We start from the raw sequence: 21457 nt of genomic DNA, 5'->3' as shown, positions 1-21457 counted from the left end.
CTCGATGCGACCTAAATGCGCCGGCTAGACTTTGAATCGCTTGGCAATCGGAGAGCCAACAATCTGGCGTCTACTGAAAGGTGATCAAAGCGCGTAGCTCACGGAAATATTCGCGCTGGTGGCTAGTTTTGACCGCCGCGGTCGATCGCCACACCCGCCGCTGCGCGCCTAGTGAACCTTAAGTTTGAAGTTAGCTCGATTAAGCGGCGTACATCGCGCAAGGTAAGCCAATACTTGATTGGCTAACGAGAATTCGCGTGGATCGACTACGTCGGAGTCGGCGCTGCCTGGCGCAGATGGAGCACAATCCACTTCGACGAAGATTAGAAAATCGGGAGACCGCCCGACCTCGTTCAGCGCGTCCAAAAGAAAGGCGCCCTCGACGATAAGAGGCCGATCTCCTCGTGCCTTGATGCAGCGATCGAGTTCCGCGATGCGGCGCGCTATGGGACCGGGTGCTTCGCTCGACTTTAGAAATAGATCGAGATGAATGACGGGCATTCCAAGTTGCCAGGCCAGCCAATTCGACAAGGATGTCTTACCGGCGCCTTCTCTACCATCAATGCCGATAAGTAGAGGTTTTCGATCCGGTCCGAGTGCTGACCACAGAACCGCTAGGAGGCTTTCGTATTGTGATGTCGGTACTTTGACAGAACTCATTTTTGGACTCGGAAACGCATTTAGCGAAGTTGTAACCAAAGCTCGTCACGCAGTATCGCCAGGGGCGTTCTCGTCGATCTGGGTTCGCGACAGCGGGATCTTTGATACATAGTATGGAGGATCCGCAGGTCCCACCACAGCGGCATTCGGTTCGGACGGATGGGCTGAATAGCCCGCCGAAAGCCTGAAAATTGCGTAGGCAAGTGAATCCGAAATAGCGAGGGGCAAATCGGCCTTCGAACTGAAATTGAAGTCTCCTAACAGAGGAGCGTATTCGACCGTCAGGGAATCCTTCACCTCGGCGAATACCCTAATGGAATCGCCCGCATTACGGGCACTGTCCTCCATGACGATATTAATCGGCCAATCTTCCCTGCGATTCTTGTGCAGAACAATTGCCTTCCAAAGTGCAGGTCGAACACAGAGCCCGTACTGTGTGTCGGGACGCACGTTCGGAGGAAAGTTGGTTGCGCGATAGATCCTCTCATACTGCTCGGATCGGAGTACGGTCGACAATCCATAGGATAAGTGATCGTCTGCGAGCTTTAGGAAGCACGAATTGAAGTGTGCTCGCTTTCCCGTTGGCCATCCCTTGAAGTCTCCCTTCCGGGTCCGAAACTCCTTCGCATGAAATTTCTTAACGGCATGCTCCGCGAAGAGGGATGCGAGATCACGCTCGAACAATAGCCATTGTTCCGGTGAGGCGATAAATCCCGCAACCAATACCACCGGCGACTCCGCCCCGTGCGTTGCGCTTTCATCGAAATAAGCAGTCAGTGCCATGGGTAGCTTAACTTCCGGCGCCGTACGTATTGTTGGGGCAGCGGCAGACCGCCGCCATCGATCAGAAGCTGAAATTGGCCGCTTTATTGTGAAAGCGTTTTCCGAAGGGTCTTGAGGAGCGCTTCGGCGTCATCGATCTTCTTGAGGATATCCGGGTCGCCCTTGAGCTCGGCCAACGTGGTCCAAGGCACACGTTTCATAGCCTCGACGGCAGCATCAAGCTCACCTGACAGACCGATTCTCTCTTTTTTGTTGTGCGCTGACAAACGCAGCGAGGCAGTTTCAAGATCGCCTTCCTCCTTCAAGAAATTGTCGCGCGCGACCGGGTCTGGTAAAATTGCCCTCAGTTTGCGTAGGTCTTTCGAATTTGTGATGCGCTTCTGCGCAACCTTTTCTACTACGGCATCGATAACCGTTGGGGTGAGTAGCTTCTTGCTAACACCCATCAGCTCGCGCGCCCAAGTAATCGCAGCTGAGGGATCGCGCAGTCCCTTGAAGCGTTCAGACAACTCGAACACTTCTGTCAGCTTATCGAGCTCGCGTACGGAGATACCAAGAATGTTGGCCGCGCCGGCTCTGCCAATGAGTTCGACAAGACGGTACGCAACCATTTCTTTTTCTTTGGCGTCCCATTCTTTGCGCTGTCGGTGAATGTAGATCCAGACACGCAAGCGTTCGTCGTCTGATAGGGTTCTATCTGTGACTTCAATTGGAATCTGGCGAAACTGCTCGCGTCCACGCGCGGCGAGCGCCTTCGAATTCGTCCAGCGCCGCTCGCCATCGATGATTCGAAACTTGCCCGGAGCTACCGGGTGCGGCTCGACAAGTAGCGGCTCAAATACACCTTCATTTGCCTCGATCTGACGCTGAAGTTCATCATCCTCTTTCGGACCGAGTCGTGGCTGCCGTTCGTTTGGCAGCACGTCGTCCAAGTCGACCTTGGCGCGGTAAGTGCGCAGAATGGTAGCACCTAGCCTTCGCTCCTGAAGGCCGATGATCCTGCCGCGTTCGCCCGATTCTTCTGCCGTGTTCATGTCCTATTCCGCGTTTCGCGCGACGTCGGCGCGCAGGTTTCCATGCGCCTTTTGCAAGGATTTCAGGAGACCGCCGCGCGTTTCCCAGACCTTGCGATGCGCCTTCTCCTCGGCGACATCGACGTCGAGCAGCTTGTCGGTCTGCGCTTCGATCGAGGTCATATGCTGGCGGAAGCGCTCGCCGGTGATGTAGGCATACAGCTCTCCCTTCTTCTTCTCGCGCTCCTGACCGCTCAGACGCAGGCCGTGTGACCGCACGATATCATCGCGCAATATCTCCGCGATGACGGCTACACGCGCAGGGTTCGCGAGGACGACCCCGTCGCGGACGGCAAGCTGGCGCTCCTCAGCTGGAAACTTGAGCAGCGAGAGTATGGCATGATCGGCCCCTTCGGCGATCTTGTCTTCACAGAGCTTTGTCGCATATTCACTGCGCCAAGCGTTGCGCTTCTTGGAGTCGTAGACGATCTTGCCGCAGACCTTCCCGTTTTCGATGACCTCGTGGATGATGTCGGCGCCAGGCGCCCCCTTGGGCACGCGGCGAATGCGGTCACCTTCGAACAGGTACTTGAGTTCTTCGAATAGATCGACTTCGGCGCCCTCGCCCAATTCTTCTGCCGTCTTCTGCTCAAGTTTGCGTAGTGCCTCGTCCAGCTTATCTTTGAGCTTCTGGTTCTCGTCAAGGTGCTTTGCGTCTTTCGCGTTCAGCGCGGCGGCTTTGTCCTTCTCGAGTACCTCGCGCTGCTCCTGGAGCCGCTCCTTGAGCACAGTCTCCTGATTGTGCTTGAGTGCCTTGGCTTCGTTCTCGGCGGTGATTTTTGCCGTCTCGGCGGCCGCGATGCGCTCGCGCGCCGCAGCTTCCACCTCCGTCTTTCCGCGCTCCGCGAGCGCGACCTGCTGCTGAGCGGCAGCGCGCACGTCGACGTTCGCCTGGGTCAAGGTTTCGATCTGCTGCCTGGTTGATGCCTGCAGCTCTGTGTTCGCCTGCCTGAGCGCGTTGATCTGCTGCTGCGCAGCCGCCTGTCCTACCTTTTCCCCCTCCTGGCGAGCGGCGAGCTCCTTTGCGGCCGCCTCGTTGCGCACCGCCTCGAGCGCCACGGCGCTCTCCTTCTTGGCCTGTTCCACCATCGCGCGCGCATTGGCTTCGATCTTCACGCGCTCGACGGCGAACTGCTCCTTAAGGCGGGCGCCCACTGCGTCGGCGAGCTCGCGCTCCCTCGCCTCCATCCTCGAGCGGACCTGCTCGGCCTTCTCGTTCGGGATCGGCTGTTCGCACACCGGGCACTGGAATCCCTTGAGGTGGAGGTGAGGCTGAGACGGCCGCAACGCTGGCTGAGGCGAAACCATGGGCGCTCCTTGACAATAGGACGAACTAGGACCTATTCTGGCCTAGATCGCCCTGATGGTCAAGCAGCGCAGCGGTCGAAAAATTGTTGCCGGCCCGCTTCCGGTTTTTCCGGGCGGCCGCGACTGAGGAGACAGGCGCCCAAGAGAGCCAAGAGAATCGGAGGCCTAGACGCGAATGGCAGAACAGCACGACGTGGACGAGATCGAGGATGACGATCTCGATGGTGCCGGTGGCGAGCCGGGGGTTCCGGCCCTAAGACCCAGCACGGATGCGGCAAAATCCAAGGCCCACTTGGCCCACGTGGATACCGAGACCGCGCACCTCGAGAACCTCGACCCGGCGGAGCTGAACAAGGTGCTTCGCGATGTGATTGCCGGCTCGCTGGAGTTGACGACGGAGGCCTTGGTCCGCACCTGCGCCGACGCCTCCGCCAAGGGCAACGAGAGGTTGCTGAAGTTATCGTTCGAGGCCATCGTGAAATCCGCAACGCCTCTGCTGCTTTCGCAGGCGTGGGACCTGAGCGAAGACGAAGCGGAGGAGCAGGCGCAGGAGATATTCGCGCAGCTGTTCGTCGCGATTAAAGCCGGCAAGGCCGGCATCGCGGGACGCTTCTTCGCGGCCTACGCGAAGCGGCGCTCGATATCGGAATATCGAAAGCGCCAGGCTCGCATCGAGGGCGCGATGACGCGGATCGAGCCCGACGGCGACATCGACCCGATTGACGAGGTGCCGGACCGCATTCCGAGCGCGGAGGCGCGTGCCCTCCTCCAGCGCCAGATGGACCGTATTGAAGACGCCGAACACCGAGCCGCGTTTATCAAGTACCACTTCTTTGAGATGACCCAGGAAGAGATTGCCAAGGAACACGAGGTGAGCGTCCGCACCGTGCACGAGTGGCTGAAGAAAGCGGCCGCCGCCGTCGGACTAGAAGGAGAGGAGAAATGACCGCCATGCCGAACAGGAAGCCTGACCTTGATGATGTACTCGACGAGTTCGCCGCCCTCGCGAGCCCGCCGGACGCCGCGACGTTGCGCGCCTGGAAGGAGGCTTACCCCCAGTTCGCACGAGAGCTTTCGGACTTCGCCTCCGACTGGATAGCGATGGATGTCGCCGCGCCGCGACGCACCATCCGGGCTGAGGATGTCAACCGGGTCGTCAATCGCACCATGAGCCGTGTGCAGACGATGCTCGACGACACTGCCCGCGCAGAGCCGTTGACCGATCTCCCAACCGCCATCCGTGCGGCCGGGCATGACTTCGAGTCGTTTGAACGGGCGATTGGGATCGACAGATCGATGCTGGACAGCCTAATCATGCGACTGGCCAAGCCTGCAACGCTTCCAGCGTTGCTAATCCGGTTGGTCGCTGAGGCATTGAATCGGCCGCTTGACGCGTTGCGCGATTTTTTTCGGCTTGGACCGCAGCTTGCCGGGGCTCACAAGTCCCGTACTCGTCCGGCTCCGGCTCAAGTCGATTTCGCGATGCTGGTCCGACACTCGCAATTGTCCAAACCAGAACAAGACCGGTGGCTGAGCGAACCGCCGGATCCCGGGCTCCAGGATAGTTTACATGGATAGTTTCGGTGCGGTTCGGAAGCTGGCGCGCGAGAAGCATGATGCAATGAAGGCGCGCGCGGCGGGCGCAAGCAGTGCGACTGCACTGCTTGCCCAGGCGCGCATTGCGGCAAATGCAAAGGTTCAGGCTGTTCCCGCTGAGCATCCGCTTTTGGCTGGCGGCGATGGTGCGCTCCACCGCTCGGGAGCTACGCCCTCGGTATATGTCTCGAACGAGTTGGCCCCAGACATGGCCGCTTACGTCGAGGCGCACGAGTTTGGCCATTTCTGGATCGAGACTCCGATCGATCCAGCGGTGGTAGCACGCGGCTCGGACCCTGGTGCCCCAGAAGAGAACTCGCCAACCGGCATCCGCCGCGTCGAGGCCTATAGCCCGCAGGAACTTCGCGAGCGGTTTGCAAATGTATTCGCGCGTGAGTTTCTTTTGCCGACACCCGAGGCGCGACGTCTGTTCATGCTCGGCGAGTCGGCCAAACAAATCGCAGACGAGGTCGGCGTTCCGCTTGGCCTGGTGAACCAACAGCTCGCGGTCGCGCTGTTGCTCCCGGAGTCGCCTGAAAAGACGAAGAAGGCATCTGATGCGCCTGATCTCGATCCGTCGCAGAAGGAGGCGGCCGAGCATGAAGGCTCCCCGTTGCTCGCCGAAGCCGGGCCCGGAACGGGAAAAACACGCACATTGGTCGCGCGCATCGAGCATCTGTTGGCTAAGGGAGTTCCGCCAGCAGGCATCCTCGTTCTCACCTTCTCCAACAAGGCAGCCCGCGAGATCAAGGAACGCATCGCCACCACCTCGGCAGATGCTGCTGCTGAAATATGGGCCGGTACTTTCCACGCATTCGGGCTGGAGTTCGTCAGAAAATTCGGCCACCTCGAAGGCATCCGAGAGCCCGTTAAGCTTCTCGACCAAGCTGACCAGCTTCAATTTCTTGAAGGGGAGCTCACAAACCTCAAACTCGACCACTTCCTCTGGCTGTCCGAGCCAGCCTTCGCGCTCCGTCACATTCTCGGCGCGATCGCGCGGGCTAAGGATGAGGTTTTCTCGCCCGAGAAATATGCGGATGCGGCCGAACGCATGGGCCGGGCGGCAGATCATGACGAGAAGCGCATTCTGCGCGCGCAGAAGACGGCCGAGGTCGCTGGTGTCTACCGCTACTATGAGGATCGCCTGCGCGCAGAGGGTATTGTTGACTTTGCAGACCTAATCAACCGCCCGATTGAAATCCTTCGGAACCATCCGGAGATTCGCGATGAAATCCGCGGTCAATATCTGCACATCCTGGTCGACGAATATCAAGATGTGAACCGCGCCAGTGCGTTGCTCCTGAAAGAGCTGGCAGGCGAAGGCAAGACCCTTTGGGTCGTGGGAGATGCGCGGCAGTCGATCTACCGGTTCCGCGGCGCCGCGCCGACCAACACCACCAACTTCGAGAAGGATTATCCGAACGCCAAGCGAAAGGCGCTCGCTATAAACTACCGCTCGCGAAAGCAGATCGTTGATGCGTTCGTGACGTATGCCGACCAGATGGAGATCGGACGGTGTCGCGGTAATAGTCTTGAAGCCAAGCGCGGGCTTGGAACGGCGCCGGTTAACTTCAACGTGGCGCGTGATCGCGAGGGTGAAATTGCTGGGCTCGCGGCAATCATCAATCAATACCGCGCGCAAGGGCGTGACTACAGAAATCAAGCGATCCTCTGCCGGGGCCACTCTTATTTGCAGAAAATCGCAGCGGGGTTGGAGGCGGCAGGCGTTCCAGTCCTCAATCTCGGGGACATATTCGAGCGGGAGGAAGTCAGGGACCTTTTGTCTCTAATCTCATTTGTCTCCGAGCCCCATCGTGCGGGGCTGATGCGTGCGGCAACCTTGCCGCGCTATCGCATGATGCTTTCGGACGTGCAGAAGTTTCTCGCAGTAGCAGATGAGATGGATAAGACGCCGCTGGCGGCGCTTAAGGCGTTGGACGCCATGCCCGACATTTCGTCGGACGGCAAGAAGGCTCTGCACCAGCTGCGCGTTGACCTCGATGCAATCGGCTTCAAGACCGGACCTGGCCAGATGCTGTTCGATCTTCTATTCGAACGAGGACTGGTACGCGATTATCTCCCCGGAGTGACACCCGCAGATCAGCAGCGACGGCTGGCGATTCACCAGTTGCTGCAATTCGCGGCGGAGAATGACACATCAGGTCAAACCGACCCGAAACGGCAATTTCTGGACTGGATCAGGAGGCTTGCGGTCTTCGGAGACGATCGCTCCTTGCGCGAACTGCCGGCCGCGGTCGATGGGATTGACGCGGTCCGTCTGATGACGGTCCACTTGAGTAAGGGGTTGGAGTTCGACGTCGTTCATCTTCCGGGCCTGGGAAGGGGCATGTTTCCGCTCAGCGGTGGCGGCGGCTCGGTGTGTCCCGCCCCCGATGGAATGCTTGAAACGCCGGTCGAGGACTCAAAAGCCGAGGAAGAGGAATGCCTGTTCTTCGTCGCACTATCTCGCGGAAGAGATCATCTCTCTCTGTCGCGCGCGGAGCGGTATAACGAGCGCGGTGTCTCTAAACCTTCATTGGCGCTGGAAGCGATCGCGTCCCATTTGCCGCGCCCTCCAAACTCTGCTCCCACTTGGACAACGACCTTGCCAGCGCGGGCGCAAGATCCGCTGCGGCCCGATTTGAAGGTAGACGGGCGTGAGCACGACGGCCGCGACATTGAGACGTACGACGAGTGCCCTCGTCGCTATCTCTATCAAGTCGTGCTCGGACTGAGCCGGTCGCGCCAAGACAACGGCTTCGTCCATTTTCACCGCACTGTCTACCGAGTGCTGCGCTGGCTCTCGCAACAGACCGGCGCGGTTGATGCCGCTCAGATCAAGGCAGAGTTCGACGCGCGCTGGGCCGAGACTGGTCCCGTGGGAAATCCGCTGGAACTGGTTTATCGGACCTCAGCCGAACAGATGCTTGAGCGCGAACGGCATAGGTCGCGTTCGGGAATACGCATCGCGGAAACCGTGTCCGTCAACGTTGGCGGGCATTCGGTGCGGTTGGAAATCGATGAGATCGAACAGACCGGCCGCAATCTAATCGTCCGACGGTTGCGAACGGGACGAGCACCATCGACGCCTGACCAGCGGCTGCTGCATGCTCTGATGCTCGAAGCCGCGGAACAAACGCTTGGCGGAAAGGGCAACTTCCGGATTCGCTATCTGTCCACCGACGATGAGATGCCCGTTAAGCTGGATGGCGTTATGCAGGACCGATTGGAGCGAGCGTCCGCCGCATTGTCGGGCTTAGGGCAAGGGGCCTTCCCCGCTAAGCCATCTGACGACTGCCCACGCTGCCCCCATTATTTCATCTGCAGGGCGGTCCCGGACTGATCGTCCCGACTTCCGGTTTTTTCAACACGCCGCGACTTACCCTTTGAGCAGCTGTTCCGATTGCCGGGCGGCGCGAAAATAAGGGACATACAATGAAGTCAATCGACGTGTTCATCCAGGGTGGAGAATTTTCCGAGATCTTGGTCGGCCAGGCGGCTCCGATCCACTCGATCGCCGAGATTCTTGCGAACCTCGCACCTTCTCTCGGCAATCCTGAGGAGCTCCTGGTCTTCGCTGAGGACGCGCACGCGCCGCTCGGTCTGGAGACCATCGTGGAGGAGCTGCTCCCCCTTTGCACCGATGAGGAGGCGATCCTCATCCCGCTCAAGCTCCACGTGACGCGATGCCGTCATGTCGAGGTATCGGTGCGGTTCAACGGGGAAGTTGCCAAGCGCAAATTCCCGCCGAGCGCCACGATCGGGCGGGTCCATCACTGGGCGGCGCGACGAAAATTCGGCCTTTCCCCGCGCGACGCTGCGGAACACGTGCTGGAAATCCGCGGCACGCAAAAGCGTCCTGACCGCGACGTGCATATCGGTGCTCTTACCAGTGGCAAGGTGTGTTCTGTTGAGCTCGATCTTGTGCCGCGGAAGCGGGTGGAGGGCTGACGCAATGGCGGTCGCAGCACCGGACGAGAAGGTCTTCCGCGCGCATCTCGCGAGCGGAAGTTTCCTGCTCGGCGCCTCGTCGGGAAGATGGCGCCTGGTTTCCGTAAGTTGGCCGTACGCAGTATTCGGCGTGCGGGCCGCGGACGGCGTAAAATACGGCCTTCGCTTTGAATGTTGCGGCTACCCGCGAACGCCGCCGACGGCACGGCCTTGGGACATCGCTCGTGATGCACCCTTGGCCAACAATCAATGGCCCAAAGGAAGGAGCCGCATTCCGCTGGCCTTCAATCCAGGATGGAAGAACGGATCGTGTCTTTACCTCCCGTGCGACCGCCAATCCATCGAGGGCCATGCAAACTGGTACGGAGAACATCCCAGCCTGATTTGGGACCCGTCGGTCGGCATCGTGCACTACCTGCGCATCGTTCATGACTTGCTCAATTCCGGCGACTATTTGGGACAGGCGGGTTGACATGGCTCTGCATATCGCGCGCCCCCTGTGGACCGAACTCACATCCGAGCTTCATCGCAAAACGGAGAATCGACACGAATCCGGAGCGTTTCTCCTTGGTCACCGTACAGAAGGTGAGCGTCGAGCTTTGAAGCTCGTCTACTACGACGAACTCGATCGCGGCGCATATGATTCGGGCGTCTGCATTTTGCACGCCGACGCCTTCTCAAGGCTGTGGGACAGATGCTCAGAGCTGGAAATGACAGTTATCGCCGACGCGCACGTCCATCCGCTCGGAGCCGGCCAAAGCAGCTCCGATCGCCAAAATCCGATGATCGCGCGTCCCGGTCACATCGCGATCATTCTGCCTCGCATGGCCAAGCCGCCCATACGACGATGGAGCGTCGGGGTTTACGAATATTTGGGTGATCATCGTTGGCAGCCTCGTGGCGGCTGCCGCGGCTCGACCCTCAAGATTGGAGAATAACATGAACGGCATGACTGAACTCGAAGCGAAGGCCGATGGGCTCAACCGTCTAGTTAAGATCGCGCTCGACACCGGCGAGGCTTCCACCATAGACGAAGCCGAACGCATCTTCGCCGGGTATCGCATGCAAATCGTAGTCGGGCCAGACGTCGCAGACAGCGCGGTGTTGCAAGCCGCCCTGCTGACTGCGGTGAATTCCGGAGCACGCGCATTTCTCGGCGGCGTCAGCGTCATAGGGGCACGAGGCAGCCTACTAGTTTCGATCCCGGGCTTTGAAAGCGTCGAGAACGCGGTGGCGGGCTTGGGTGGACGCGTCGCAAGTGACGTCCGCAAGGATCTACCAACGCTGGTGATAGGGCCGATAGGCAGCGTCGACCTCGAACCGCTTGCATTGCGCGTCACTTTTGCAGACTGGTGCGGCGGGGTCGTGCCAGCAAGCAGCAGACTGCGCCTCGCTGAAACGGGCGTCTTCACGCCGGCCGGAGTCCTGGCGGGATCACTCGGTGTTGCCGAGTTGTTCCAGCGTGCGCGCGGCGGTACGCCGATCGCCTGCCGCCGAACTGTCGGACTCGATCTTTGGGACCTGCGCCGTGACTGGCTGAAGGGAGCAAGCGGACCTTCGCTAGATCGACTTCCTTCTGATATTTGGATGGTAGGTATGGGTAACCTCGGGCAGGCCTACCTTTGGACGCTCGGGCTTCTGCCCTACGGTCACAAGGCCCTGCGCGTAGTCTTACAGGACACTGATGTCGTCGCGCCTTCAAATCTCAGCACGTCAATGTTGACCACACGCACCATGCTCCGCACCAAGAAGACGCGTGCGATGGCAGCATGGGCTGAAGCCCGAGGCTTCGAAGCCTCAATTGTCGAGCGAGACTTCGCGCCAAACTTTGTGGTCGGGCCTCGGGAGCCTAGTGTAGCATTGATCGGCGTAGACAATGCACTTGCACGGCAAGCGATCGAGGACGTGGGATTCGGCCGAGTGATCGAAGCAGGTCTCGGGCGAGGGCCGCAGGATTTCCTCGGGATCGACCTACACACATTTCCGTCGTCCATACCTGCCCGAGAGGTGTGGTCGCAGGCTGGATCATCGGACGCGGACATCACCCTCCCCGCCTATCGCGCAATGTTGGAGAAGTCGGGCGACCGCTGCGGGACCATAAGGCTGGCTGGCCGATCGATTGGCGCCCCGTTTGTCGGTTCAGTGGCCGCAGCGCTCGCCATCAGCGAACTTGTGAGGCTTTGTATGGGTGGACAATCCTACGAACTCGTTTCGATCCACCTGCGCGATCCAAGAGATTTCACTGCGATCGAGGGACCCGCGCTGCAGGCCTTCAATCCTGGCAGTGTCGCAGCAGCCGCGTGACGGGCGTACGCCTCTTCCTGCTAATTGATGTTTTCGATCCTGACACCGCCGCATGTTTGAATTGCCGCCATATCGAAAATGCCCGAAATGCAGAGCGGAAGCGTTTGGCACGCTTTCTGTCGGCGGCAACGTAGCGGAGAAGCGCTGCGCAGAATGTCGCTATTCGCACGGAGAGATTCTTCCCGATCTGGATAAGCGTGTTGTCTACCTCGACCAGTTCGCCGTCAGTGAGCTATACAAAACCAAAACAAAGACGCGGCGCGTCGGCGCACCTAGTGAGCAATTCTGGCAGGATTGCTACGCGCTCGCCAACCGCGCGTATTTGAGGCAACAGGTCATCTTTCCATTCTCGAATCTTCATTCCGACGAGACGATTGTTTTCCATTCGCCAGAGGAGCTCCGTCTCGCGCACGAGATGTTCAGCGGCGAGACGCGATTCGAGAACAGCGACAGTATCGCCCGCCTGCAGGAGTGGATATTTGCCGAAGCCTATCTCAGCGGGGAAGGACCACCTGCCCTGAGCTTCAACGTTGACGACGTGTTGTCCGGCGATCGCAATGTCTGGCTACCGATCTATCATATCGGGGTGAACTCCGACTATTCGATGTTTGCGCCGGGCTTACGGAAGAGCAAGGCAACGGCCGAGGACAGCCTGAAACAGCTGGCGGAAGGCTGGGTGAAGAACCGAGCTACCTTTGATCAGGTCCTGAAGCATGAGCTCTCAAGCTATGGGCCGGCCATGCGCTACGCCGTCCAAGAGGAAGTGAAGCGAAGCTACGCGGCTTTTGCATCCGATGATCCATCCAGCGTGCTGGATATAAGCTTCGGCTTGCAAAACAGGTACAAGGAGCTCGCGACCCTATTCGCCAAGCGTGCCGTGCCCGGCAAGGACGTGTCTACCTTCCTTGATTGGAAAGGCAACGAGCAGCAGCCGGCGCATAAAATATTCGCCTATCTTATGGCTGCGCTCGGCTGGCGCGTCTCGTCGGGACAAAGCCCAAAATTGAGTGCGGGCATCCTTAGCGATTTTACGGCGATCGCGACCTATGCGCCATATGTCGATGCCATGTTTGTCGATCGGCAATGCTCGTCTTTGTTACAGCAAGGCCGGCTTCGTTCCGAGCTGAACTACCGCGCGCGCATTTTCTCGATGAGCAATCCGCAAGAGTTTCTCGATTACCTCCGGGCGCTAGGCGATGCTGCGTCCAGCGAGATCCGCATGTTCGCGCATGAACTTTATGACGCGTAGCTCTGAATTCGGCGCACGAAGTTGCCACCGGATCACTAAATTAGTGCGGCGGGGTTCGCCAACGTTCGTCGACGCTTATTCAACGGATATTCGACGACTTTTCAGTTCAAGCTCTAAGGCATTGAAATTTCTGGCGCTCCCTAGGGGAATCGAACCCCTGTTTCAGCCTTGAGAGGGAAAAATCGATTCTGCTTGAGATATCGTGAGGAAAGTCTGCGATGGAGCCCTGGCCGAATTTCAGCAGCTGATCGTCACCGCAGCGCACCCTGATGCGGCAGGGACCGTGCCGTTTGGCGTAGCGTGACGAGGAAGTGGCGCGCCGACCGCGACAGGGGCGTGCTCTTGTTGACCAGAACCTGGGCTGTAACCGGCGTCTTTGGCCGGAATTTCAGACAGACGACGCCATGCTCTCGTGCTTCGATTATCCAGAACGGGTCAATCACCGCGATGCCGGCACCCGCGCGCGCCAGCGAACAGGCGACCGACGACTGGTTGACCTCGAGAGCGATGCGACGGGGCACGCCGGCCTCGCGAAAGGCCTGCTCGACCAACGTGCCGAGTGGCTGGCTGCGGCTGAATGAGATCAGCGGAAAGCGCTCCATATCGCTTGGCTCGACGACCTCGCGGCGGGCGAGTTCGTGGCCTGGATGGACAATGGCGACGAGGTCGGCGATGCAAAGATCGAGCGCGAGCGCGTCGTGATGGATGAGCGGCGACAGGACGAGACCTAGGTCGACCTCCTCGCGCAGGACGCTGGCGATGACGCTCGGGCTGTCGGTGGTGCGCACCACGATGTGAACGCGCGGCCGCGCCTGCTGAAACGCGGCGATCGCCACGGGCAGGATATTGTCCGCGAGCGTTGCGGTCGCGGCGATCTGAATGGTGCCGACATGGGCGTCGCCCATGTCTTCGATTAGCCGCCCGATCCGCTCGACACCGTCGAACACCCGTTCGAGGTGGGGGAGCAGGAGCTTGGTCTCGGCCGTCGGCTGCAACCGCCCTTGCTTTCTCAGGAACAGGGGAAAGCCGGCGAGCCGGGCGCAGTCCCTCAGCATCATGCTCACCGCGGGCTGCGAGATTCCGAGCGCGTCCGCAGCCGCCGTCACCGAGCCGCTGCGGCTGACGGCATGGACGACTTCAAGCTGGCGCAGACTGAGTGACATCAGTTTGCCTTATACAGAATTAAGGCAGGCGCAATTGAACTTATTTCGGGGGATGCCTAGCGTGCCGGTCAAGAATCCTGAGGAAACGCTGACCAGCCATGAAGATTACCGCGGTTGAGACCTGCGTTGTGTCGCTGCCCTTCGACATGGGCGGCCCGAAGCCCGCTTTTGCCGGCAAGCCCTGGACGACGCTCGACGTGCTTATCGTCAAGGTAGAGACCGAGGACGGTCGCAGCGGCTGGGGGGAGGCTTTCGGCCATGCCGCCATTCCCGCCACCAAAACGGCGATCGACACCATCGTAGCGCCGCTGGTACTCGGGCGGGATGCCGGGGACATCAACGGCTTGTCACGACAAATATCACATGCGCTGCATCTGCTCGGCCGCAACGGCTCCTTTCTGTATGGCTGGTCCGGCATCGAAATCGCACTTTGGGACCTCGCGGGAAAGCGCGCGGGCCAACCGCTCTATCGCCTGCTCGGCGGACGCGATCCAGGGCCGATGGACGGCTATGCTAGCCTCTTGAACTATGGGGACGACGCCTTGGTGTCCAAGAACACGGCGGATGCACGCGCCGCCGGTTATCGCTTCATCAAGCTGCATGAGGTGACCAGGCCGGCAGTGCTCGCTGCGCAGCGCGTCGCGAGCGATGCTGCGATCATGCTTGATGTTAATTGTGCCTGGTCGCCGCAGGTGGCGCGTGAAATGGCCGCCTCGCTGGCCGGTGATGGGCTCTACTGGCTCGAAGAGCCGGTGTGGCCACCAGAGGACGTGCATGGGCTTGCCAGCATCCGCGCCCATGGCATCCCCATTTCGGCCGGTGAGAATGTCGCCGGGGTGTTCGGTTTCAAGTCGCTGATAGAGGCTGGAGCCATCGACATCGCCCAGCCTAGCGTCACCAAGGTGGGCGGTATCGGCGAGATGCTCAGGGTTTTCGACTTGTGCGAGACCCATGGCGTGGCGGTTGCTCCGCACAGTCCCTATTTCGGTCCGGGCTTCGTCGCCACTCTGCATATCGCTGCCGCGCGCATGGAAAAGCCGTTCATCGAAGTGCTCTGGCTCGAGATGGAGGCCAATCCGTTCGACCCGTGGGTGCGCGCCAAGGACGGCAAACTCAACCTGCCTCATGGTCCCGGGCTCGGCTGCGAACCGGATCTGGACGTGCTCCGGCGTTACCGCGTTGGCGAAACCATACGCAATGAATGGCGGGCCCACTCATGAAGGTTCTCAAAGTCGAGACAGAAGTCGTTCTCGTAACCCTGCCGTCGCCGATCGGCAGCGCCTTGGGCCAGATCCGCGATTTCGGCTGCGTGCTGATCACGGTCAGGACGGATGAAGGCCTGACCGGCGAGAATCTGATCTTCACGCTGAACGACCGGCGCACCGCCGTGCTGCGCAAGATGGTCGATGAACTCGCCGATCTCATTATCGGGCGCGACGCCGGACATATCGCGAATTTTTGGGCGCGCGCCTGGAAGGACATCAATTTCCTCGGCCACAAGGGGGTCCCCGTCGTCGGCATCTCGGCCCTGGACGGCGCGCTTTGGGATCTTGCGGGAAAGGCCGCGGGCCTGCCGCTCTATCGCATGCTGGGCGGCGCCCAGGACCGCGTGCCGGTCTATCACAGCGGCGGACTCTGGCTGTCGCTCGCCACCGACGAGTTGGTCGAGGAAGCGGGCCGCTTCGCGGCCGAAGGTTTTGGCGCCATGAAAATGCGGCTCGGCCATGCTGACCCGAAGGAAGATATCGCCCGCGTTCGGGCCGTGCGTCAGGCGATCGGCCCGAAGATTAAGCTGATGGCCGATGCGAACCAGGGCCTGAACGAAGCACAAGCGATCCGGCTCGGCCGGATGCTGGAGGAATTCGATCTCACCTGGTTCGAGGAACCGCTGCCGGCCTGGGATCTGGAAGGCCTCGCCCGTGTCTCAGCCGCGCTCGACACGCCGATCGCATCGGGCGAGACGGAATATACCCGCTACGGTTTCCGCCGCATGCTGGAGTTGCGCTCGGCTGACATCTTGATGCCCGACATGCAAAGGGTTGGGGGTTTGAGCGAATTCATACGGGTCGGCCATATGGCGGAGAGCCACGACGTGGCGGTGTCGAGCCACTTGTTCCCTGAGACAAGCATCCAGGCACTCGGCGCGCTGTCCAATGCCGTGTTCCTTGAATACATGCCCTGGTTCTCGCCGCTCTACAATGAACGGCTGAGCTTTGCCGATGGCTGCGCCATCGTGCCCGAGCGGCCCGGCTGGGGCTTCACTTTCAACCGCGACTACATCGGACATTTGAGAACCTCAGGCCCGCGAGGCGCGTGAGCGACAGGTTCCGGCGATACGAAGCCTTTGCCGGAATAATACGACAGGGACAAGCCGAAGCTCGCAACCGACGAGCGGCGAATACAATAACAGGGAGAACGAAATGATTATCAGTCGTCGTCGATTCACCAAGGCCGCAATGGGCGCTTCTATGGTCGGTCTCGCCCGTCCGGCCATTGCCCAGACCGAGCCGATCAAGATCGGCTGGCTGGCCGCACTCACTGGCCCAAGTTCGGCGCCCGGCGTCGGCTTCAACCGCGGCGTCATCTTTGCAACCGAATCCATCAACGGCGCCGGCGGCGTCAAGGGGCGCAAGGTGGAACTGATAACCCGCGACACCCAGGGCGACCCGACGAAGGCGGTGAATGCCACCCAGGAGATGATCAGCCAGGCTCGCGTCCACGCGATCTGGGGCCCGACCAATTCCGGCGAGTCGCTGGCGGTGACTCCGATCATGGCGCGCGCCAAGATGCCCAATATCCACCCCTGCGTGGTCGACAGCCTGATCGACGTCCAGAAATTCCCCAACGCGTTTCGCATCGCGCCGTCCAATACCCAGTGGGACGACGCGGTACGCAACTATTGCCTGGCGATCCTCAAGCTGAAGAAAGTGGCGGTGATCGGAGACACGACCGGCTATGGTGTCTCGGCGGTCAAGGCGTCGGTCGCCGGATTCAAGAACGACGGCGCCGAGGTGGTCTATCAGGCCAATATTGACGCCACCCAGCCGGACCTGACACCCGACCTGTTGCGGGCCCGCAATGCCGGAGCGGAGGCGATCGTGATCTGGAGCGTCTCCACTGGCATGGAAGCGCGTATGATGAACACACGCGCAGCCATGGGCTGGGACGTTCCCTTTGTCGGACACCCGTCGCTGTCTTCCGGGGAAATCGGAAGCCTTATCGACAAGCCGGCCAATTGGGACAAGGTTTATGCCGTCGGCTATCGCAGCTGCAGCTACGGCGCCGACGGCAAACTGCAAGGGCGCAACCAGGAACTGGTCGAACGACTCGCGGGAAAGGTGAACCTTTCGGACACTCTGCTCTGGTGGGTCGCGTGCGGCATCGACGCCGTCGAATTGGTGGCCAAGGCGGTGGAGACGCGCGGGTCCTCCTCGAGCGAGGCGATCACCGGCTACTGGAACAGTCTTTCGAAGTATAACGGCTATTTTGGCGACTACAGCTATAGCCCGACTCAGCACAACGGCTATCCAACCGCAGATGTAGTGATGTCGGCAGCAAGTTCGGCCAAGAACGGCGCCTTCGCGCTGGCGCCCGGCTATTCTGGCGGACGGTGATGACTTGGGTTTCGTGCATCCGACGCCGCGTCGGATGCGATCCCCACGATCTCTTCAAGACTTCGACCGCTCCAAGTCAATCGCGCCTAACCGGCCGGCGCGGCGGACCACAGAACCCGCTCTCTCGGTAATTAGTGAGGTGATGATGCTCGCTTCAATCCTGGCGTCCGGCCTCGCGGTCGGCGCCATCTACGCTCTCATCGGGATCACCTACAACACGATGTTCGCCACCTCCCGTGTAATGAGCTTCACCGCTGGCCAGCTCGGTATGCTCGGCGGCGTCTTCGGCTCGCTCTTTATGCTGCGCCTCGGCTGGCCGCCGGTGATCGGCTTGCTGGCATCGCTTGGCGCTTGCGCGCTGATCGGCGTAGTTACCGAGATCGTCGCGGTGCGTCCGGTCTTGAAGAGCCTCGAACAGCATCTCTATGTGCTCTCCACGCTGGCGCTGGCACTGATGATCCAGCAGGTCACGGCTATCGAATGGAGTACCGAACCGCAGCCTTTCCCAAAGCTCTTTGGCATCGGCTCGGGCGTGTTCGACGAGAAGTTCTGGCTCCCGCTCGTTGCTTGCGGACTAACCATTGCCGGGCTCGAACTTCTTTACCGAAAGACCTTGGTCGGCCGCGCCTTCCTGGCCGTCGCCGAGGATAATTTCGCTGCCCGCGCGCTTGGCCTGCCCGAGCGCAATCTGAGAATCGCCAGCTACGCGCTCGCCGGTGCCATCGGCGGGCTTGCGGGCTTCGCCGGCGGACAATTGTTGCTCGCCTTCTTTGCCAACGGCCCGCTCCTCAACTTCTACGGCTTCGTGCCGGTTGCACTCGGCGGCCTGGGCAACAATCGCGGCGCGGTCATCGGCGGGCTCGCGCTCGGCGTCTTCCAGCAGGCCGCCAATTTCCTGGTCGGCGGCATCTTCTCCTCGGTTGCCGTCTTCGTGCTGTTCATCGTCGTCCTGCTCGCAGCTCCGCAGGGCTTGTTCGGCGCACCCGCGGCGCGGAGAGTCTAATGCCAGATACGAGTCAACCAACGATCCATTCGGATGCGCCTGCCGATATCGGCTGGCGCGTCGTCTTGCCGAAGGTCCTGCCTTTGGTTGCCCTGTTCATCTTCGCCGTGCTGTTGCCGCTTACGGATAACGAGTATTGGGCACTGATCACCACCCGTGCGGCGATCTATTGGGTCCTGGTTGCGGGCCTCAACCTGGTCGTTGGCTACGCCGGCCAGCTTGCCATCGGCTATGTCGCCCTCCTGACGCTCGGCGCATATACGACGAGCGTGCTCGCCGCCGGCAATGTGTTGCCGCCCCTACCGACCTTCGTGGCGCTGGCAATTGCCGCAGTTGCGGGTGCAGTATTCGGCGTCGTCGTCGGCCTGCCGGCGCTAAGGCTGCGCACCTTTTATTTCGCCATGGCGACACTCGGCTTTGCAACCATCGTTACCCAGGTGGCGCTGGCCTGGGAGGGCGTCACCGGCGGCGGAATCGGCATCAGCGGGCCGGAAATGCCAGCGCCGTTCAACACCGCATGGGGCTTTCTCTATCTTTGCCTGGCCCTTGCCGCGATGGTCACCTGGGCGACCTCAAATGTCGCCAAGAGCCGATTTGGCCGGGCGCTGATCGCCGTGCGCGACGCCGATGTGGCGGCCGAGGCCAACGGCATTTCCAAGCCGAAGCTGTTCGTCACCATCTTTCTATTCAGTGGCGCAGTGGCGGCGGTCGCAGGCGGCCTGTTCGCAAGCCTCCAGACTTATATCACCCCGGACGCTTTCACTTTCGAACTGTCGTTGCTATTCTTTATCGCGGTGCTGATCGGCGGCCGAGGTTCCATTCTCGGTCCGCTCATCGGCACGATCATCCTCACCATCCTGCCGGAGATCGCCGCTCCGCTCGCCGCATGGTCCACCTTTCTCTATGCCGCGCTACTCCTGATCATCGTCCTCGCCATGCCCGGCGGCATTGCCGCGCTCCTCGACTTCAAGAACCGCAAGCCGCTTCAAAGCGATCGAGCGATCAAGCCGCGGCCGACGCTGCTCGGCGAGATCCTGAAGCGCAGTGGAGCCGGTAGGCCCATGACCCTGAAGGGCATCGTGCTCACCTTCGGCGGCGTGCGGGCTATTGATGGTCTCGACCTCAACATCCAGCCTGGCCAGGTGCACGGGCTGATTGGCCCGAACGGCAGCGGCAAGACCACAACGCTGAACGTTATTTCCGGCTACTACGCGCCGCAGGAAGGCGAAGTCAGGCTCAACTCGCCTTTGGCGAGAGGCGCACCCGAGACTCGGGCCGGACATGGCATCGCCCGCACGTTCCAGACGCCGCGGATTGTTGGCGAGGCGTCGGTCATCGACAATGTGATGATCGGCGGCTGGATTGAGGGACAATCGTCCTTCGTGGAAACACTCATGTCGCTGCCACGTCATCGTCAGGACGAGCGGAGCCTGGAAGCGGCCGCGCGCCTTGCGCTGCGTGCGGTAGGTCTGGAGGAACTGGCCGACGTAAGGGCCGACCGGCTGCAACACAGCGAACTGCGCTTTGTGGAGATCGCGCGCGCGCTGATGCTGAAACCCGCCTTCCTGCTGCTTGACGAACCGGCAGCAGGCCTTGCGACTGACGAGATCGAGCGGCTCGGCCAGTTGATCAAGGAGATCAGCCGCCAGGGCACCGGCGTTCTCCTAGTGGAACATCACGCCGACCTGATCTTCGACATCTGCGACGAGGTTACCGTGCTCAATCTCGGTCGCGTGCTGGCGAACGGTACGCCTGCCGAAATCCGCGTGCACAAGGAGGTGATCAGTGCCTATCTCGGTGCCTGAACCACTGATCGACATTCGAGGTCTCGAAGCCGGCTACGGCAAGATTCGCGTGCTGCACGGGATCGATCTTGCGATCGGCCCTGGCGAGGTGGTCGCCCTTCTCGGCCCTAACGGCGGCGGCAAGACCACGCTTCTCCGCGCCGTCTCCGGCCTGCTGCCTTGGACCGGCGCCGTGCGTTTTGCAGGCCAGGACTTGCGCGGCTGGGGCCCGCAGGAGACGGCGCGGGCTGGCCTTGTCCATGTGATTGAGGGTCACCGCGTCTTCACCCAGCAATCGGTCACCGACAACCTGCTGCTCGCGGCCTATGACCTGCCGCGTGGCGAGCGCATGGCCCGCGTCGAGGAGGCGCTAAACTTCTTTCCGGAGATTGCCGAGAAGCGCCATCAGCGCGGCGGCGCGCTGAGCGGCGGGCAGCAGCAGATGCTGACAGTGGCCCAGGGGCTGGTGCGGCGGCCGCGCCTGCTGATGCTCGACGAGCCATCAGCAGGCCTCTCTCCTGTCCTTGTCGACCGGGTGCTTGCGGTGGTGGCGAAGCTGCGCGCGAACGGCACCGCCGTGCTGCTGGTCGAACAACTGATCGAGAAGGCGCTTGCCGCTGCGGATCGAGTCTGCGCGCTGGCCCAAGGACGTGTAGTCCTGCAAGCCGCAACCACCGAGGCCGATCTACCGCGCCGCCTGGAACGGGCCTATTTCGGCCGGGACCACGCCACCGCACTGCATGCATGAAGAACGCTTCAGATCCGGTCGGCTGCGGCCCGTAAAGCCAAACTGAAGTTAGGCGTCACCGCTCCGCTCTCAAAGCCTCGTCAGCGCTTTTTCGCTTTCAGGTTTCGAGCTGCCTCGGTCCAATCCATCATGGGACAGACTGCGTCGCCAACGGCGTAAAGTGCCTACCGAAGCTCACTGACCGCGCCAGTTTCGCACCAGAAACGACGTGAACAAACCAC

General features: G+C 60.8%; 19 protein-coding genes. 14 read left to right on the top strand and 5 right to left on the bottom strand.

Annotated elements, in window-relative coordinates; translation table 11 throughout:
* Positions 1–168 precede the first annotated feature (168 nt).
* The 4 genes from XH96_RS08110 to XH96_RS08095 form a co-directional block, all read right to left on the bottom strand.
* Complete coding sequence (locus XH96_RS08110; RefSeq protein WP_194392036.1) at positions 169–660, bottom strand: hypothetical protein; 492 nt, start codon at positions 658–660, stop codon at positions 169–171.
* A gap of 45 nt (positions 661–705) precedes the next feature.
* Positions 706–1443 (bottom strand): hypothetical protein, encoded by a 738-nt coding sequence (locus XH96_RS08105; protein WP_194392034.1) that lies wholly within the window; start codon positions 1441–1443, stop codon positions 706–708.
* Between the two features lie 83 nt (positions 1444–1526).
* A complete protein-coding gene (locus tag XH96_RS08100) occupies positions 1527–2477 on the bottom strand; it encodes a ParB/RepB/Spo0J family partition protein (protein WP_194392033.1) in 951 nt (316 codons plus the stop codon).
* 3 nt (positions 2478–2480) lie between these two features.
* A complete protein-coding gene (locus XH96_RS08095) occupies positions 2481–3704 on the bottom strand; it encodes a hypothetical protein (protein ID WP_194392031.1) in 1224 nt (407 codons plus the stop codon).
* A 295-nt stretch (positions 3705–3999) separates the two neighbouring features.
* Between XH96_RS08095 and XH96_RS08090 the strand changes: the two genes are divergently transcribed.
* From XH96_RS08090 to XH96_RS08055, 8 genes are all read left to right on the top strand, one after another.
* Entirely contained in the window at positions 4000–4770 is a 771-nt protein-coding gene (locus tag XH96_RS08090; protein WP_194392029.1) for an RNA polymerase sigma factor, read from the top strand.
* Entirely contained in the window at positions 4767–5402 is a 636-nt protein-coding gene (locus tag XH96_RS08085) for a hypothetical protein (RefSeq protein WP_194392027.1), read from the top strand. The genes XH96_RS08090 and XH96_RS08085 overlap by 4 nt, the downstream gene beginning before the upstream one ends.
* Positions 5395–8763, top strand: coding sequence for an ATP-dependent helicase (locus XH96_RS08080; protein ID WP_194392025.1), 3369 nt, complete (start codon positions 5395–5397; stop codon positions 8761–8763). Before XH96_RS08085 ends, XH96_RS08080 begins: the two co-directional genes overlap by 8 nt.
* Positions 8764–8855: 92 nt before the next feature.
* Positions 8856–9371, top strand: a complete 516-nt coding sequence (locus XH96_RS08075) for a hypothetical protein (protein WP_194392024.1) — start codon at positions 8856–8858, stop codon at positions 9369–9371.
* A 4-nt stretch (positions 9372–9375) separates the two neighbouring features.
* Entirely contained in the window at positions 9376–9843 is a 468-nt protein-coding gene (locus XH96_RS08070; protein WP_194392022.1) for a hypothetical protein, read from the top strand.
* A gap of 1 nt (position 9844) precedes the next feature.
* Positions 9845–10309, top strand: coding sequence for a hypothetical protein (locus tag XH96_RS08065; protein WP_194392020.1), 465 nt, complete (start codon positions 9845–9847; stop codon positions 10307–10309).
* Between the two features lies 1 nt (position 10310).
* Positions 10311–11675 (top strand): thiamine biosynthesis protein ThiF, encoded by a 1365-nt coding sequence (locus tag XH96_RS08060; RefSeq protein ID WP_194392018.1) that lies wholly within the window; start codon positions 10311–10313, stop codon positions 11673–11675.
* Positions 11676–11727: 52 nt separating this feature from the next.
* Positions 11728–12924, top strand: a complete 1197-nt coding sequence (locus tag XH96_RS08055) for a hypothetical protein (RefSeq protein WP_194392016.1) — start codon at positions 11728–11730, stop codon at positions 12922–12924.
* Between the two features lie 251 nt (positions 12925–13175).
* On the opposite strand, the gene XH96_RS08050 is transcribed toward XH96_RS08055, so the two are convergent.
* Positions 13176–14087 (bottom strand): LysR substrate-binding domain-containing protein, encoded by a 912-nt coding sequence (locus XH96_RS08050; RefSeq protein ID WP_194392015.1) that lies wholly within the window; start codon positions 14085–14087, stop codon positions 13176–13178.
* 98 nt (positions 14088–14185) lie between these two features.
* Between XH96_RS08050 and XH96_RS08045 the strand changes: the two genes are divergently transcribed.
* The 6 genes from XH96_RS08045 (at position 14186) to XH96_RS08020 (ending at position 21236) form a co-directional block, all read left to right on the top strand.
* Entirely contained in the window at positions 14186–15307 is a 1122-nt protein-coding gene (locus XH96_RS08045; RefSeq protein ID WP_194392013.1) for a mandelate racemase/muconate lactonizing enzyme family protein, read from the top strand.
* A complete protein-coding gene (locus tag XH96_RS08040) occupies positions 15304–16404 on the top strand; it encodes a mandelate racemase/muconate lactonizing enzyme family protein (protein ID WP_194392011.1) in 1101 nt (366 codons plus the stop codon). Before XH96_RS08045 ends, XH96_RS08040 begins: the two co-directional genes overlap by 4 nt.
* A gap of 103 nt (positions 16405–16507) precedes the next feature.
* Complete coding sequence (locus tag XH96_RS08035; protein ID WP_246790002.1) at positions 16508–17701, top strand: ABC transporter substrate-binding protein; 1194 nt, start codon at positions 16508–16510, stop codon at positions 17699–17701.
* 142 nt (positions 17702–17843) lie between these two features.
* Entirely contained in the window at positions 17844–18704 is an 861-nt protein-coding gene (locus XH96_RS08030; protein ID WP_194392009.1) for a branched-chain amino acid ABC transporter permease, read from the top strand.
* A gap of 65 nt (positions 18705–18769) precedes the next feature.
* Positions 18770–20509 (top strand): ATP-binding cassette domain-containing protein, encoded by a 1740-nt coding sequence (locus tag XH96_RS08025; RefSeq protein ID WP_246790000.1) that lies wholly within the window; start codon positions 18770–18772, stop codon positions 20507–20509.
* Positions 20490–21236, top strand: a complete 747-nt coding sequence (locus XH96_RS08020; RefSeq protein ID WP_210286528.1) for an ABC transporter ATP-binding protein — start codon at positions 20490–20492, stop codon at positions 21234–21236. The genes XH96_RS08025 and XH96_RS08020 overlap by 20 nt, the downstream gene beginning before the upstream one ends.
* The last annotated feature ends 221 nt before the right edge of the window (positions 21237–21457 follow it).

This window comes from Bradyrhizobium sp. CCBAU 51765, from assembly GCF_015291725.1.
GTDB classification, from domain to species: Bacteria; Pseudomonadota; Alphaproteobacteria; order Rhizobiales; family Xanthobacteraceae; genus Bradyrhizobium; species Bradyrhizobium liaoningense.
Note: the sequence above shows the minus strand (reverse complement) of the source record. Positions and strands in the feature narration are given on the sequence as shown.